14 protein-coding genes are annotated in these 15,948 nt (G+C 72.4%); 13 read left to right on the top strand and 1 reads right to left on the bottom strand.

Translation table 11 applies throughout. The annotated features are described in order from the left end of the window. Window positions 1-96: 96 nt before the first annotated feature. From IRX98_RS21800 to IRX98_RS21835, 9 genes are all read left to right on the top strand, one after another. Window positions 97-285, top strand: coding sequence for a hypothetical protein (locus IRX98_RS21800; protein ID WP_224280377.1), 189 nt, complete (start codon window positions 97-99; stop codon window positions 283-285). 107 nt (window positions 286-392) lie between these two features. Beyond that, window positions 393-566: a CsbD family protein gene (locus IRX98_RS21805; RefSeq protein ID WP_224280379.1), complete on the top strand. Its 174-nt coding sequence runs from the start codon at window positions 393-395 to the stop codon at window positions 564-566. A 117-nt stretch (window positions 567-683) separates the two neighbouring features. Continuing rightward, window positions 684-1,181, top strand: a complete 498-nt coding sequence (locus tag IRX98_RS21810) for a CinA family protein (RefSeq protein WP_224280381.1) — start codon at window positions 684-686, stop codon at window positions 1,179-1,181. A 36-nt stretch (window positions 1,182-1,217) separates the two neighbouring features. Beyond that, entirely contained in the window at window positions 1,218-1,352 is a 135-nt protein-coding gene (locus IRX98_RS23240) for a hypothetical protein (protein WP_268929106.1), read from the top strand. 36 nt (window positions 1,353-1,388) lie between these two features. Then, window positions 1,389-4,733 (top strand): exodeoxyribonuclease V subunit gamma, encoded by a 3,345-nt coding sequence (recC, locus tag IRX98_RS21815; protein WP_224280383.1) that lies wholly within the window; start codon window positions 1,389-1,391, stop codon window positions 4,731-4,733. Next, window positions 4,730-8,065: a UvrD-helicase domain-containing protein gene (locus IRX98_RS21820; RefSeq protein ID WP_224280385.1), complete on the top strand. Its 3,336-nt coding sequence runs from the start codon at window positions 4,730-4,732 to the stop codon at window positions 8,063-8,065. The genes recC and IRX98_RS21820 overlap by 4 nt, the downstream gene beginning before the upstream one ends. Then, complete coding sequence (gene recD, locus IRX98_RS21825) at window positions 8,062-9,840, top strand: exodeoxyribonuclease V subunit alpha (RefSeq protein WP_224280387.1); 1,779 nt, start codon at window positions 8,062-8,064, stop codon at window positions 9,838-9,840. Before IRX98_RS21820 ends, recD begins: the two co-directional genes overlap by 4 nt. A gap of 9 nt (window positions 9,841-9,849) precedes the next feature. Continuing rightward, complete coding sequence (locus IRX98_RS21830; RefSeq protein ID WP_224280389.1) at window positions 9,850-10,455, top strand: ACT domain-containing protein; 606 nt, start codon at window positions 9,850-9,852, stop codon at window positions 10,453-10,455. Window positions 10,456-10,617: 162 nt separating this feature from the next. After that, a complete protein-coding gene (locus IRX98_RS21835; RefSeq protein ID WP_224280390.1) occupies window positions 10,618-10,815 on the top strand; it encodes a hypothetical protein in 198 nt (65 codons plus the stop codon). Between the two features lie 2 nt (window positions 10,816-10,817). Here the strand turns inward: IRX98_RS21835 and IRX98_RS21840 are convergent, their stop codons facing one another. Continuing rightward, the gene (locus IRX98_RS21840; RefSeq protein WP_224280391.1) at window positions 10,818-11,258 is read right to left on the bottom strand and encodes a nitroreductase family deazaflavin-dependent oxidoreductase; all 441 of its coding nucleotides are present in this window, start codon (window positions 11,256-11,258) and stop codon (window positions 10,818-10,820) included. Window positions 11,259-11,543: 285 nt separating this feature from the next. On the opposite strand from IRX98_RS21840, the gene IRX98_RS21845 reads away from it, so the two are divergent. The 4 genes from IRX98_RS21845 (at window position 11,544) to IRX98_RS21860 (ending at window position 15,883) form a co-directional block, all read left to right on the top strand. After that, entirely contained in the window at window positions 11,544-12,479 is a 936-nt protein-coding gene (locus tag IRX98_RS21845) for a 1,4-dihydroxy-2-naphthoyl-CoA synthase (protein ID WP_224280392.1), read from the top strand. A 51-nt stretch (window positions 12,480-12,530) separates the two neighbouring features. After that, a complete protein-coding gene (locus IRX98_RS21850) occupies window positions 12,531-13,220 on the top strand; it encodes a hypothetical protein (RefSeq protein WP_224280393.1) in 690 nt (229 codons plus the stop codon). 44 nt (window positions 13,221-13,264) lie between these two features. Continuing rightward, window positions 13,265-14,422, top strand: coding sequence for a sterol desaturase family protein (locus IRX98_RS21855; RefSeq protein WP_224280394.1), 1,158 nt, complete (start codon window positions 13,265-13,267; stop codon window positions 14,420-14,422). Between the two features lie 111 nt (window positions 14,423-14,533). Continuing rightward, complete coding sequence (locus IRX98_RS21860; RefSeq protein WP_224280395.1) at window positions 14,534-15,883, top strand: hypothetical protein; 1,350 nt, start codon at window positions 14,534-14,536, stop codon at window positions 15,881-15,883. The last annotated feature ends 65 nt before the right edge of the window (window positions 15,884-15,948 follow it).

Genomic DNA, 15,948 nt, shown 5'->3' on the forward strand with positions numbered 1-15,948 from the left:
CCAACCCTTGTACAACGTGTGGAAATAACCTATACATGACTGTAGAGGTTTTCGCACCATCCAGAGGGAACCCACCCGAGACACCTGGAGAATCCCATGGGCACAGTGATCCTGATCGGGACGGTGGCCATCATCGTGGCCATCGTCGGCTGCTTCGGCATCTGGCGCCTGGACGCGTCGCGCGCCGAGGAGATCGAGCACCAGACCCCGCCGCCGCCGCGCCCGCAGCTCGGCGTCGTGCCGGCCCCGGCCCCCACCACTCCCCCGGGGCAGATCGGTTCCTGACCGGCACCCACCCGCACGGGTGTCGCCGAGTGCCCACCCGCGTGGCAGGTTCGACAGTGACCACCCGGTCGGCACCGACGCACACCCGAGACGCAGGAGGAACCACCATGGGACTCGACGACAAGATCGGCAACAAGGCCGAGGAGCTCAAGGGCAAGGGCAAGGAAGCCACCGGCAAGGCGACCGACGACGAGCAGCTCGAGGCCGAGGGCAAGGGCGACCAGGCCGGCGCCAACCTCAAGCAGGCCGGCGAGAAGGTCAAGGACGTCTTCAAGGGCTGACCCGCCCGCACACGCGTCGCCCGAGGCGACCCCCACCGCCACCGCCGGCGGCCACCTCCCCCCGTGATGGCCGCCGGCGGTCGCATGTCCGGACGCCCGCGCGGGTACGACGGCGCCATGAGCGGCAACGACGCCTGCGCGGCGGACGACCAGCAGTGGGTGGATCGCATCGCCGGGCTGGCCGGGGCCGCCGGCCTGGGTGTCGCCGTCGCGGAGTCGCTGACGGCGGGCCGGCTGTCGGCAACGCTCGGCCGCGGCAGCGAGGCCGCCTCCTGGTACCGCGGCGCGGTCGTGGCCTACGCGAGCGAGGTCAAGCACACGGTGCTCGGCGTGGATCCGGGCCCGGTCGTGACCGACCGCTGCGCGCGCCAGATGGCGGAGGGCGTACGCCGCCTGCTGGGCGCTGACGTCGGGCTCGCGATGACCGGGGTCGGCGGCCCGGGCAGCCAGGAGGGGCGTCCACCCGGGACGGTCCACCTCGCGATCGCGGACGGACGGGGGACGCGGTCGCACGAGGTGCACCTCGAGGGCGACCCGGATGAGGTGCTGGCGTCGGCGACCACCCTGGCGCTGGTCGAGCTGGCGAAGGCGCTCGGCGCGACTCCCGACGACTGACCGCATGGCACGGCGTGACACGGGTACCGACACGTCATGGACCCCCGTCACGAGCCCGACAAGGTCGACCCCACGGAGCAGAGCGGCCGCCCCTGGATGGTCACCGCCGCTCCCATCGGACTGCTGATCGTGCTGGCGTTGCTCGTGGTGGTCTACTTCCTCGCGCGCTGACCCCGGCTGTCGGTCGCCGCTCATAGGGTGGCGCCCGTGACCCTGCACCTCCACACGGCCGAGCGCACCGACGCCCTCGCCGACGGCCTCGCCGACCTGCTGGTCATGCCCCTGCCCGACCCCTTCGCCCGCGAGGTCGTGGTGGTGCCCGCCCGCGGGGTCGAGCGTTGGCTCACCCAGCGCCTGTCCCACCGACTCGGCACCGGCCCCCGCGGCGGCGACGGCGTCTGCGCGGGCGTCGACTTCGTGACGCCCCACTCGCTGGTCTCGCTGCTGCTCGACCGGGACGCCGAGGACCCGTGGAGCCCTGACCGGATGGCGTGGCCGCTGCTGTCGGTGATCGACGACGTGATGGGCACGGCCGGCTTCGAGGACCTCACCGCCCACCTCGGTGGCGGGGACCCCGACGACGACCGGTCTGCACGGCGCTACGCCGTGGCGCGGCGGCTGGCCGGGCTGTTCTCCTCCTACGCCGTGCAGCGCCCGGCGCTGCTGGCCGACTGGCGCGCGGGCGGGCGCTCCGACGGCGCCGGCGGCGAGCTCGACGCCGACCTCGCCTGGCAGGCCGACCTCTGGCGCCGGTTGCTCGACGCCGTCGGCGACCCACCCCCGGACGTACGCCATGCCGAGACCGTGGCCCGGCTGCGCAGCGGGGGCGACGACCTCGACCTGCCGCCGCGGCTCTCGCTCTTCGGCCACACCCGGCTGCCGGAGACGGAGGTCGCGCTGCTGAGGGCGCTCGGTGAGCTCCGCGAGGTCCACCTGTGGCTGCCGCAGGCCTCGACGGCGCTGTGGGAGTCGCTCGCGCCGACCGCACGCGAGGGGCAGGTGCCCCGTGGCGTCGACGACTCAGCGGCCCTGGTCGGGCATCCCCTGCTCGGCTCGCTGGGCCGTGACGCGCGCGAGCTGCGCCGCACCCTCGGCGACCTGCCGACCACCTCGGTCGGGGCCCCGCCGGCGCCGGTGCCGACGCTGCTGGGATGGCTCCAGCACGACCTGCGCGCCAACAGCGCCCCCGGTCCCGACGAGAGGGCCGGCCGCACCGGCACCGACGACTCGGTCCAGGTGCACGCCTGCCACGGTGCGGCGCGCCAGGTCGACGTGCTCCGCGAGGTGCTGGTGGGGCTGCTGGAGGACAACCCGACCCTCGAGCCCCGCGACATCCTCGTGATGGTCCCCGACATCGAGACCTACGCCCCCCTGATCTCCGCGGCCTTCGGCATGGCCGACGTCGCCGGCGAGGGAGCCGGGCACCCGGGCCACCGGCTCCGCGTACGGCTGGCCGACCGCTCGCTCGCGGCCACCAACCCGCTCCTGGCGCTCGCGGCGCAGCTCGTCGAGCTCGTCCGCGGCCGGATGACGGCCAGCCAGGTGCTCGACGTCGCCGGCGCCGACCCGGTGCGAGCACGCTTCGGCCTCGGCGACGAGGAGCTCGAGCGCATCGCGCACTGGGTCGACGTCAGCGGCATCCGCTGGGGCTACGACGCCGAGCACCGCGGCACCTTCGGCCTGGCCGGCCTCGACGCCAACACGTGGGTCACCGGGCTGCGCCGGGTGCTGCTGGGCGCAGCGATGTCCGGCCTCGACCACCGCCAGGTCGCGGGCACGGTGCCGGTCGACGACGTGAGCGACGGCGACCTCGACCTGGTCGGACGCTTCGCCGAGCTCGTCGAGCGCCTCCACACCTTCGTGATGCGCGCCGAGCAGGCCACGACCGTCACCGACTGGACCACGGCGCTGGGCGAGGCGGTGCACCACCTCACCTCGACGCCGCTGGCCGACGCGTGGCAGGTGGCGCAGTTCGACCGCGAGGTCGCACGCATCGCGACCGGGGCGGAGGGGACCGGCACCCGGCTGCGGCAGGCCGACGTACGAGCCCTGCTCCAGCAGCGGCTGCGTGGGCGCCCGACGCGCGCCAACTTCCGCACCGGCACGCTCACCGTCTGCACGATGGTCCCGATGCGCTCGGTGCCGCACCGGGTGGTGTGCCTGGTCGGCCTCGACGACGGCGTCTTCCCGCGGGTGTCCACCGTCGACGGCGACGACGTGCTCGCGCGCCGCCCGCGCACCGGCGAGCGCGACCTGCGCGCCGAGGACCGCCAGCTCTTCCTCGACGCGATCGTCGCGGCCACCGACAAGCTCGTCATCACCTACACCGGCCGCGGCGAGCACACCGGGGCCGAGCGTCCGCCCGCCGTGCCGCTCGGCGAGCTCCTCGACGCCCTCGACCGCACCGCTGCGACGCCCGTGCGCGACCGGGTGCTCACCCAGCACCCGCTCCAGCCCTTCGACGAGGACAACTTCGTCGCCGGCGCGCTGCGCGGGGATGGTCCCTTCACCTTCGACCGCTTCGCCCTCGCCGGTGCGAGCGCGGCCCGCGACGAGCGCCGCCCCCTGGGGGTGCTGGTGCCCCACGCGCTGCCGGCCGCCGGCACGACCGAGGACGTCTCGCTGGCCGACCTGCACGACTTCTTCGCCCACCCCGTCCGCGGGTTCTTCCGTCGGCTGCGGATCGCGCGCCCCTACGACGCCGACGTCGTGAAGGACGCCATCCCGATCACGCTCGACGCGCTGGAGAAGTGGGCGGTCGGCGACCACCTGGCCTCCGAGGTGCTCGGCGGCGCCGATGCCATCGCCGTCGGCGAGGCCCTCAAGGTCACCGGCCAGCTCCCGCCCGGACCACTCGGGAAGGGCGTCCTCGACGACATCATCGAGGTGGTCCGCCCCCTGGTGATGAAGGCGCTCGAGCTGCGGCGTGGACCGCAGCGCACCCTCGACGTCGACGTCGACCTGGGCGCCGGGCGACGGCTCTCCGGCACCGTGGGCGACGTGTGGGGCAACAACGTGGTGTCGGTGTCCTTCTCCAACCTCGCGGCCAAGCACCGCCTCGCCGCATGGATCAACGCCCTCGCCCTCGCGGCCGGGGCGCCCGACGAGAACTGGACCGTCCACACCATCGGCAAGCACCGCACCGGCGGCCAGGTGCAGCTCATCGGCCCGCTCGCCCAGCACGAGGCCCAGGAGTGGCTGCGCGGGCTCGTCGCCCTCTACGACGCCGGCCAGCGCGAACCGCTCCCGCTGCCGGTGAAGACCTCGCTGGCGTGGGCCGAGGAGCACCGCCGGGTGCTCGCCGGCAGCGACGGCGACGCGGACGTCCGGGCGCGCGCGGAGTGGGAGACGCCGCGCTTCAACGACGCCGGCTTCCCCAAGGAGGACGCCGACGCCTGGCACGTCCGCGCCTTCGGCGAGCACGCCGACTACTCCCTCCTCGCCACCGTGTCGCGGGCGGGCGAGGACGGACCGCACCGGCTCGGCCACTACGCCTGGGCACTCTGGGCCCCGCTCATCGACGGCGGCCACGAGCAGGTGAGGGGACTGTGAAGACCTTCGACATCGCTGCCGACCTCGAGCCGGGGACGACGCTCCTCGAGGCCAGTGCGGGCACCGGCAAGACGTGGACCATCGCCGCACTGGTGGCCAAGCACATCGCGTCCGGCGACGTCCGTCTCGACGAGATGCTGGTGGTCACCTTCACCCGCGCCGCCAGCCAGGAGCTGCGCGAGCGCGTACGCCGCCAGCTCGACGAGGCCGTGCAGCTGCTCGCCGGCACGTGCGCGCCCGACCCGGCCAACCGGCTGCACATGTGGCTGCTCGATGCGGACACGACCGGACGCCAGGCCCGCCATGACCGCCTGACGCAAGCGCTGGTCTCCTTCGACGCGGCCACCATCGCCACGATCCACCAGTTCTGCCAGCTCGTGCTCCGCAGCCTCGGTGTCGCGGGCGACACGGACGCCTCCGCCACCCTGGTCGAGGACCTCGAGCAGCTCACCACCGAGGTCGTCGACGACCTCTACCTCGCCCGATTCGGCTCCGAGGCGCGCCCTCCGTGGAGCCGCGCCGAGGCGCTGGAGCTCGCGCGCCACGTCATCGGCGACCCTCGGGCCGTCGTCGAGCCCGCCGCCGTGCTCACCGCGTCGCCCGACTCGTCGGCGGCGATGCGGGTGCGCTTCGCGTGCGACGTGCTGGAGGAGGTCGAGCGCCGCAAGCGCCGCCTCGGCGTGCTGAGCTACGACGACCTGCTGAGCCAGCTGGCCGACGCCCTCGAGGACGTCGACGCGGCCGCGCGACGACGGATGCAGCACCGGTGGAAGTTCGTGCTGATCGACGAGTTCCAGGACACCGACCCGGTGCAGTGGCAGGTCTTCCGGCGTGCCTTCTCCGAGACCACCACGATGGTGCTGATCGGCGACCCCAAGCAGGCGATCTACGCCTTCCGCGGCGGCGACGTCGTCACCTATCTCCAGGCCGCCGACACCGCGACCACGACCCAGACCCTCGGCGTCAACTGGCGCTCCGACCGCCCGCTTCTCGACGCCGTCCACGCGGTCCTCCAGGGCGCCCAGCTCGGTGACGAGCGCATCGTGGTCCACCCCGTCGAGGCCCATCTCGCGCACTCGCGCCTCGAGGGGGCCGGGGCGCCCTTCCGCCTGCGGGTGGTCCGTCGCGCCGAGCTCGGCAAGGGACCGCGGTCCAGACCGCCGGTGGCGCTGTGGCGCGACCACGTCGTCACCGACACCGCCCACGACATCAAGCGGCTCATCGACGCGGGCGCCCGCTTCGAGGGCCGGGACCTCAAGCCCGGCGACATCGCCGTGCTGGCCGCCCGGCGCAACGAGCTCGAGGCGGTCCAGGCGGCCCTCGCCGACGTCGGCGTGCCCTCGGTGGTCAACGCCGGTGGGTCGGTCTTCCACACCCCCGCCGCGGGCGAGTGGCTCACGCTGCTCGAGGCGATGGAGCAGCCGCACCGCGCCGACCGGGTGCGCGCCGCCGCGCTCACGTCGTTCTTCGGCCACGACGCGGTCTCGCTCGACGCCGGTGGCGACCGGCTGACCGACCAGCTCGCGGCTCGGGTCCGGACCCTGGCCGACGTCTTCACCCGGCGAGGCGTCGCGGCCGTGGTGGAGGTGGCCGCGGTCGAGGGGCTGACCGCCCGGGTGCTGGGCCGCGTCGGCGGCGAGCGCACGCTGACCGACCTGCGCCACACCGGCGAGTCCCTGCTGCGGGTGTCGACCGAGCAGCGGCTCGGGCTCGTCGGCCTGCTCGCCTGGCTGCGCGAGCAGGTGGCAGACGACAAGCTCGAGGTCGCCTCCGAGCGCACCCGCCGCCTCGACTCCGACGCCGCCGCCGTCCAGCTCGTCACCATCCACGGCAGCAAGGGCCTGCAGTGGCCCGTCGTCTACCTCCCCACCCTGTGGAACCGCTTCACCGGCCGTGACCCGGCCGTGCCCCTCTTCCACGACGACGCAGGCCGCCGGTGCCGCGACGTCGGCGGGGCGAGCACGTTCCACCGCGACGCCGTACGCCGCCACTGGCGCGAGGACGCGGGCGAGTCGCTCCGTCTGCTCTACGTCGCGATGACGCGCGCCCAGTCCCAGGTCGTGGCGTGGTACGCCGCCGCCGACCGCAACACCCCCGACTCCCCGCTGCACCGGATGCTCCTCGGCCGCCGTCCGGGGATGGCGCCGGTGCCCGACAGCCAGGCACTGGTCGACGAGGACCGGCTGATGTCCATCCTGTCCGCGTGGGAGCAGGCCGGCGGGCCGAGCGTCGAGCTCGCCACACTGACCCCGCCCGACCCGACCCCGCTCCAGGGCTCGACCGAGCGCCTGGCCGTCCGCTCGTTCGGCCGGGAGGTCGACACCTCCTGGCGGCGTACGTCCTACTCCTCCCTCTCCGCGACCAGCGCCGCCCACGCCGCCGCCGCGCTGTCGGAGCCGGAGATGGAGGCCGAGCTGGGGGCGAGCGCCGACGCAGAGGTCTCGCCCGAAGAGCTGGCCGCGGCGGCCGAGGGCGACCTCGCGGCCGCCGCGGTGCCGTCGCCGATGGCCACCCTGCCGGTCGGCGCCACCTTCGGGTCGCTGGTCCACGCGGTGCTCGAGCACGCCGACCCGGGCGCCGACGACGTCCACGCCGAGCTGCTCCGGCACGTGCGCGAGCAGCTGGTCTGGTGGCCGGTCGACCTCGATCCGGTCGCGCTCGCCGACGCGCTCGTCGCCGTGTGCTCGAGCCCGCTCGGACCGCTCGCCGCCGACCGCACGCTGCTCTCACTCGGCCTGACCGACCGGCTGCGCGAGCTCGACTTCGAGGTCCCGCTCGCCGGCGGCGACACGGTGGCCGCGCCCGTCGACGTACGCCTGGGCGACCTCGTGCCCCTGCTGCGCCGGCACCTGCCCGAGGGCGACGCGGTGCGGGTCTACGCCGATGCCCTCGACGGTGACGCCGAGCTGGCGTCCCAGTCGCTGCGCGGCTACCTCACCGGCTCGATCGATGTGGTGCTGCGCGTCGACGTCGACGGCGCCCAGCGCTTCCTCACCGTCGACTACAAGACCAACTGGCTCGGCCCGATGGACCAGCCGCTCACCGCCCACGACTACCGCCCCGAGGTGCTCGACGAGGCGATGGCCCACTCCGACTACCCGCTCCAGGCACTGCTCTACACCGTCGTGCTCCACCGCTTCCTGCGGTGGCGACTGCCCGACTACGACCCCGCGACCCACCTCGGCGGGGTGCTCTACCTCTACCTCCGCGGCATGTGCGGACCCGAGACCCCGGTGGTCGACGGGATGCCGTGCGGTGTCTTCTCGTGGCGCCCACCCGTGGCACTGGTGGAGGAGCTCTCCGACCTGCTCGACGGGGTGGTGAGGCCATGAGCGAGGTCTTCGAGCCGGTCGACGCGCACGACCGCGACCTGGCGCTCGCCGCGCACGGGCTGCTGCACACCTTCAACACCGCCGGGGTGCTGACCTCGGCCGACGTCCACGTCGCCATGACGCTCGGGCGGCTCGCCGGCGAACGGGACGAGTCCGTCCTGCTCGCGGTCGCCCTCGCCGTGCGGGCCGTGCGCCACGGCTCGGTCTGCCTCGACCTGGTGGCCGTGCCGTCCTCCCTCGCGGACCTCGGGCTGCCGTGGCCGACGCCCGAGCGGTGGTCCGCGGCCGTGGCGGCGAGCCCGCTGCTGGCCGCCGGGGTGGTGCGCGTGGACCACGGGCTGGTCTACCTCGACCGCTACCACGAGCAGGAGACCCAGGTGCTGGGCGATCTGCGCGAGCGGGGGCGGGTGGCGCACGCCGTCGACACCGCGCTGCTCGAGCAGTCGCTGGTGCGCGTCTTCCCCACAGCGGAGTCCGACGAGCAGCGCGAGGCCTGCCGGCGGGCTGCCACGCAGGCCACGACCGTGGTCACCGGCGGCCCCGGCACCGGCAAGACGACGGCGGTCGCCGGCCTGCTGGCCGTCCTCGTCGAGCAGGCCGAGGCCCGGGGCCAGCGGCTGCGCATCGCGCTGGCCGCGCCGACCGGCAAGGCTGCCGCGCGGCTCGAGCAGTCGGTGCGCGCGTCCGCCGCCCGCTTCGGGCCGGCCGACCAGGGCCGGCTGGCCGACGTGTCGGCGATGACGCTGCACCGCCTGCTGCGGCAGCACCCCGGCAACAGCACCCGCTTCCGCCACCACCGCGGCAACCGCCTGCCCCACGACCTCGTCGTGGTCGACGAGGCGTCGATGGTGTCGCTGACGATGATGGCGCGCCTGCTCGAGGCGGTCCGCCCGGAGGCCCGGCTGGTGCTGGTGGGCGACCCCGACCAGCTCAGCTCCGTCGACGCCGGCGCCGTCCTCACCGACCTCGTGCGCGGCTACGAGCACCGCCCCGACAGCCCGGTCGCGGCCCTGCGCACCGCGCACCGCTACGGCGCCGAGATCGGCGAGCTCGCCGAGGCGCTGCGCCTCGGCGACGCCGACCGGGCGGTCGCGGCGCTGCGCGCCGGCGGCGAGGCGGTCGAGTGGGTGCGCGACGGCGACCCCGCACGCACGATCCGTTCCGCGGTGCTGCCCCATGCCCTCGCCGTGCACGACGCGGCGGCGGCCGGTGACGCCCAGCGGGCGCTGGAGGCGCTCGAGCGGCACCGCCTGCTGTGCGCGCACCGCGACGGCCCGTTCGGCGTACGCCACTGGAACAGGCGCATCGAGCAGTGGTTCACCACCGAGACAGGCGAGCCCGTGCACGACGCCGCCTACCTCGGCCGGCCGCTGCTGGTCTCGTCCAACGACTACACGCTCGGCGTCTACAACGGCGACACCGGCGTGGTCGTCGCCAGCCCGTCGGGGCCGCGCGCAGCCATCGCGACGGGGGTCGGGTTCCTCGAGCTGGCTCCGTCCCGCCTCGGCGACGTGGAGACCATGCACGCGATGACGATCCACAAGTCGCAGGGCAGCCAGGCCGACGAGGTCACCGTGCTGTTGCCCGACGAGGAGTCGAGGCTGCTGACGCGCGAGCTCTTCTACACCGCGGTCACCCGCGCACAGCGACGCGTGCGCGTCATCGGGTCGGAGTCGGCGGTCCGCGCGGCGATCGCGCGGCAGGCGTTGCGCGCGAGCGGGCTGCGTGCCCGGCTGTCGGATGACGGAAACGTGGCCGACACGTCGGCCCGATAACCTCGGCCCATGCCCTACCTCATCCGTGTCGAGCTCCCCGACGTCCCGGGGTCGCTGGGCCGCGTCGCGAGCGCGATCGGTGAGGCGGGCGGCGACATCGAGGCGATCGAGATCGTCGAGAAGCGCGACGGCTACGCAGTCGACGACGTCCTGCTCGAGATCCCGCCCGGCACGATGCCCGACTCGATCGTGTCCGCGTGCAGCGTGCTCGACGGGGTGAGCGTCCTCTGGATCAACCGCTACGCCGCGGGCGGCAACCTCTTCCTCGACCTCGAGGTCGTCGAGGCGCTCACCGAGGACCCCGGATCTGCGCGCGACCGGGTGGTCGACCTGCTGCCGATCACGTTCCGCGTCGACTGGGCAGCGCGTCTGCGCCGCGGCGACGCCGGGCTCGCGGTGGTGCACGCGACCGACGCGGCCCCGAGCGAGTTCGACATCGGCCACCTCGCCTCCCCGACCCGCCTGCCCGGCGACGACACCTACGTCGAGTGCGCGGCGCCGTTCGGCGACGACCTCATCGCCATGGGCCGGCGCGGCGGCCCGGAGTTCCTCGACTCCGAGCTCGCGCGGCTCGAGCACCTGCTCGGGCTGGCGATGACGATCAGCCGCGCCTGAGGCGCGTCGGCGTACTCGCTGTCACCGACCCCACGCCCGGGAGCGGTGCGTGAGCCACCCCCTACTGGCGGGGAACGTGGTTGGGACACCGACGCAGGAGGTCGGCAGGCGCGCGTGCATGTGGCGGTCTCGCGGCGGGTACGTCACGGCTCCCGAGGATAGGTGAGACCAGTGGCAGTCGACGAGACGCAGCACGAGGCCTTCCACGACGACGAGATCGAGCAGCCGGCCGACCCGTTCGAGCCCGAGGCGCCAGCCCACGTCGACCCCGACGCCGAGGCGATCGTCCACGACAAGGATCCCGACGAGGAGGCCGTCGTCGACGAGCTCGACCCCGGGACGGGCCAGCCGGCGGGCTGACGTCAGGCGCGCTCGAGGATGAAGAGCGGGATCAGCCGGTCGGTCTTCTCGGCGTACGACGCGTAGGTCGGCCACGTGGCCACGGCGTGCTGCCACCAGTCCTCGCGCTCCGCGCCCTCGAGCTCGCGCACGCGGTAGGTGTGCTTCTCCGCGCCGTCCTGGAGGTCGACCTCGGGGTGGGCGACGAAGTTGTAGTACCACTCCGGGTTCTCCGGGGCGCCGCCCTTGGACGCGACCGCGAGGTAGGCCCCGTCGCGCTCGACGCGCATCACGGGGTTCTTGCGGAGGTGGCCGGACTTCGCGCCGACGGAGGTGATGACGACGATCGGGTAGTCGGTGTTCGGGAGCGTGCCCGACTTCGCGCCGTCGGTCGCCTCGTACTCCTCGACCTGGTTGCGGACCCACTCGGACGTGCTCGGGACATAGGTGCCAGTCAGTGCCATGCCTGCCACAACACCACGACCAGCGACGATCTTCCAGCCCGCGTCTTCGCGCGGTGGCCCCGACCTGGCGGGGTAGTCCAGTGAGGGATTGCTGCAAAGTCCCCCGGATCGCAGCCAGAACTCGCTGGACTACCGCAGCCCCTCAGCCAGAACTCACTGGACTACCCCAGCGGGTCGACGGGGAGCGACCGATAACCTCGCGCCCATGAGTGAGCGCAGCGAGCGAGTCATCCAACACAGTGTGCGAGGTGCCTCATGCGCGCACGGAGCGAAGCGAGTACGCGCATGAGTGCGATCGAGGGCGTCAGCGAGATCTTCGACCCCGAGGCGTGGGACGTCGTCCCCGGCTTCGAGGACCTGACCGACCTGACCTACCACCGGGCCCGCGCGCACGGCACCGTCCGGATCGCCTTCGACCGCCCGGACGTGCTCAACGCCTTCCGCCCGCACACCGTCGACGAGCTGCTACGCACGCTCGAGCACGCCCGGCAGTCGGCCGACGTCGGCTGCGTGATCCTCACCGGCAACGGCCCGAGCGCCAAGAACGGCAAGTGGGCCTTCTGCACCGGCGGCGACCAGCGCATCCGCGGCCGCGCGGGCTACCAGTACGAGACCGACGGGCACACGGACGCCGGCGCCGAGCCGAACCCGATCGACAAGGCGAAGCTCGCGCGCCTGCACATCCTCGAGTGCCAGCGGCTCATCCGCTTCATGCCGAAGGTCGTCATCTGCGTCGTGCCCGGCTGGGCGGCCGGCGGGGGGCACAGCCTGCACGCTGTCGCCGACCTCACCCTGGCGAGCCGGGAGCACGCGCGCTTCAAGCAGACCGACGCCGACGTCGGCTCCTTCGACGGCGGCTACGGCTCGGCCTACCTCGCCCGCCAGGTCGGACAGAAGTTCGCCCGCGAGATCTTCTTCCTCGGCGACGAGTACGACGCCGAGACCATGCACCGCATGGGCGCGGTCAACCGCGTGGTCGACCACGCCGACCTCGAGCGCGAGGCGCTGGAGTGGGGTCGCAAGATCAACGGCAAGTCGCCCACCGCCCAGCGGATGCTGAAGTACTCCTTCAACCTCCTCGACGACGGCCTCGTCGGCCAGCAGCTCTTCGCCGGAGAGACGACCCGCCTGGCCTACATGACCGACGAGGCGCAGGAGGGCCGCGACCAGTTCCTCGAGAAGCGCGAGCCCGACTGGTCGCCCTACCCCTGGTACTACTGACATCCCGCCTGGTTGCTCGTCACAGCGGCGGGGCTGCGTGACGATGGGCGCATGGAATGGGACGACGCGACGCGCGAGCGACTGGAGACGGCGCTCAACGAGTCCGACGTGGTCGGAGTACGGCTCGACCCCACCGGCGCGCACGTCGACGTCCTGCTGCACGTGATCGCACTGCCGGAGTCTGGCCCGCTCATGAGGGACGGTCGCCGGATCATGCGGCTCACGAGGCCTGCCGAGCTGCGGTTCCTGCTGCGGCGGGATCCGGTCGGCGAGCAGGCGGCGACCCAGCCGGCCATGCCTCTGGCTGACGAGGCCGCGGTCGAGAGCTTCTTCGACTCGCTTGCCTGGGGCGGTTCGATCTACGGCTGGCGTTTCTTCGACGAGCCCGGACTGACCAGGGACTGGCCGCCGGATCCGAGTCTGCGCGTCCCAGTTCGAGCCGAAAGTGGCGCGCACTCGTTCTACTGGTTCAACGAATGCGGCGTCGAGAGGGACGGCGCGACCGAGGCCTTCTGCATCGAGGGCACGGTCACCTTCGACGACCTCCTGGTGCTCGATCCCGAAGGGCGCGAGATACCTGTCGAGACGTTCATCGCTGACGGCGTTCGCCAATGGGACGCTCTGTACGCACGCGACGAGCGGCTCAGTGTCGATGCCCAGCGAGCGGCGGACCTCGGCGCCCCGAAGTGGCGGAGATGGGCGATGGGTGAGCGGCCGGCCCCTCCGCACCCCACCACCTGACTCGACGACCGTGATCCGCTGGCGCTCAGGGGCACAATGACCCGATGAAGATCGACCTCACGGTCGCGGCCATCCCCGCGTTCATCGGCGCGATGGCAGCGGAGTACGCCTGGCAGCGCACGCACCCGGTCGAGCCGGGCACCCGCGCGGGTGACTACCAGCTCGCCGACACCGTCGCGAGCCTCAGCATGGGGGTCGGCAGCCTCGCCGCGCCGTACGTCGCGCGCCGCCTGCTCGACCCGGTCACCCCCGGCGTCGGCCGGCACGCGCGGACCCTGCTCGCGATCGGCGCGGCCGCCGCTGTGCTGACCACGGTCGGCGACGTCGTACGCCGCCGGGTGCGCGACGGTGCCCTGCCTGACCCGCAGACCGTGCCCGCCGACGTGCGCGAGGTGCAGGAGGAGCTGGCCGGGATCCGACAGGCGCCGCCGACCCGGCCGGACCGTACGCCGCCCGCACTCCGCCGCGTCCACGGCGGGCTCGCGGTCAGCGCGGTCGCGTCGACGGCGCTGATCACCTCCACGACGTGGGCGGCGATGACGTCGGGCAAGCGGCTCCACGCCCGTTCACCGCTCGACCTCGGCACCGGGCGGTGGGCGCTCCTCGCCGCGGTCCTCGGGTGGGACTTCATCTACTACTGGAACCACCGGCTCAGCCACGAGAGCCGCTGGCTGTGGGCGGTCCACTCGGTGCACCACTCCAGCGAGCGCTACAACCTCTCGACCGCCCTGCGGCAGCCGGTCGCCGAGGGCGTGACGCTCACCGTTCCCTACGGCCTGCTCGCGCTGGCCGGCGTACGGCCTGCACTCATCGAGCAGGCGCGCGGCATCAACCTGATCTACCAGTTCTGGATCCACACGGAGACCATCCAGCGCCTCGGGTGGGTGGAGAAGGTCTTCAACACGCCGTCGCACCACCGGGTGCACCACGGCTCCAACCGCGACTACCTCGACCGCAACCACGGCAGCATCCTCATCCTCTGGGACCGCCTGTTCGGGACCTTCGAGGAGGAGGACGAACCGGTCGTCTACGGCCTGACCTCCAACATCGACACCTTCGACCCCGTGCGGATCGCGACCCACGAGTGGCGCGACATCGCCGCCGACGTCGCCGCGGCGGACTCCTGGCACGACCGCTGGTCGTTCCTCCTGCGGCCACCGGGATGGGCGTACGCCCGCCGCCCGGCCGCCGGCGTCGCCTGATCAACGTCAGTTTTCGGACAAGTTGCCATGACTGCGCAACACCCGCCGTAGCGTTCGTGTCGAAATGCAGCGGCGACCACCGGATGCCGCCACGACGTGGGGACGAACAGCATGCTCGGGAAGACGTGGCGCGCGCTGCGCGCAATCGTTGCGTTGGCTCTTGTCGGGATCTTGCTGGCGGTTCCCGTACGGGTCGTTTGGGCGAACGCCGACAGCGATGACGACGGCATCTCTAATTGCCGGGAGCGCGCTGGCCTCCGCACGGTCAGCGGTGCCGCGGCGTACATCACCGACCCTGAACTGGCCGACACGGACCGTGACGGCGTGTCCGACGCCGATGAAATCGGTCCACGCTCGGCTCCTGACGAGGTCGCGGATCACGTGATGCTCCTGTGGGACTGCCGCACACAGACTTATGACGCCGTGTCCGATCCCAGCAAGGCCGACACCGACTACGACGGTTTGGCGGACGCCATCGAGCTGAGTGACGGCAGCAACGTGTTCGCCCAGGACACCGACACCGACGGTCTCCGTGACGATGCCGAGCGCAAGTGGGGGTCTGACCCCAACGAGGCAGACACTGACAGGGACGGCTTTCGTGACGTCGAGGACATCGCAAACGGCCTCTCGCCCGTGGTGGTCAACGACGTGGAGGACCGGGAAGCCTGGCACAGCGAGTACGCCGAGGGGCTCTACTACGGCGACGCGCACCCGGTCGACTCCGTGCCACAACTGATGGGATCGCTGTCGGGCTCGGCTAGTAGTGCCATCCCATTCATCGGATGGGTCACCGGTACGGCCGCCGACCTGAGAGACGTCGTTTCAAACTCGATGCGAGGCGAATGGACAGCAGCTGGCATGTCCGGCGCTGGCTTGGTGCCGTACGTCGGAGACGCTGCTCGGTCAGTCAGTCAAGTGTCTGTCTTTGTCGCAAAGAATCCGCTCTTGGTGAGCAAGATCGTCGACAAGCTCGCCACGTGGGAGCGCATCCCCGAGGCGATACGAACGCGTCTGGTCGCGGCTGCGGACAAGGACAGCTTCGACAGGTTGGGCAAACGCAAACTGAGTGCCGAGCAGATCGTCAAGATTGCGAAGCTGGGCGTTCAGTTGAAGCATCTCGCCCACCTCGTGGACAACGCTTCGGCCACGGAGCCTGCCTCAGCGGCACTCGAAGGCGAAGCTGCTCTCGCTGACGCTCAGGCCGCACTGCGGACCTATCTGCGTGCCTCGAGCGACGCACCGGTGAGTGCCGAGCCGGTCTACGTCTCACTCTCGAGCGACTTCACATTCCCGGGTGGCCGCTTGGTCGACGCCTGCACGAATTGTGAGGACGGTACTGAGCCCGGCGTCTCGGTCCTGCACTTTGCCAAGCTCGGATCCCAGGTCTGGTCCGAGACTCTTAGCCTCGATCCACCGATGATCAGGGCTGGGCGGTCGGGGGTCGCTGACGATGGGTCCTGAGTGTGTGGGCGTGGCTGTTGGTCTGGCCTCGCTGCCAGGTCGTTCCGGGTTGGTCGTCGTGCCGG

It is taken from the genome of Nocardioides lacusdianchii (assembly GCF_020102855.1).
GTDB classification, from domain to species: Bacteria; Actinomycetota; Actinomycetes; order Propionibacteriales; family Nocardioidaceae; genus Nocardioides; species Nocardioides lacusdianchii.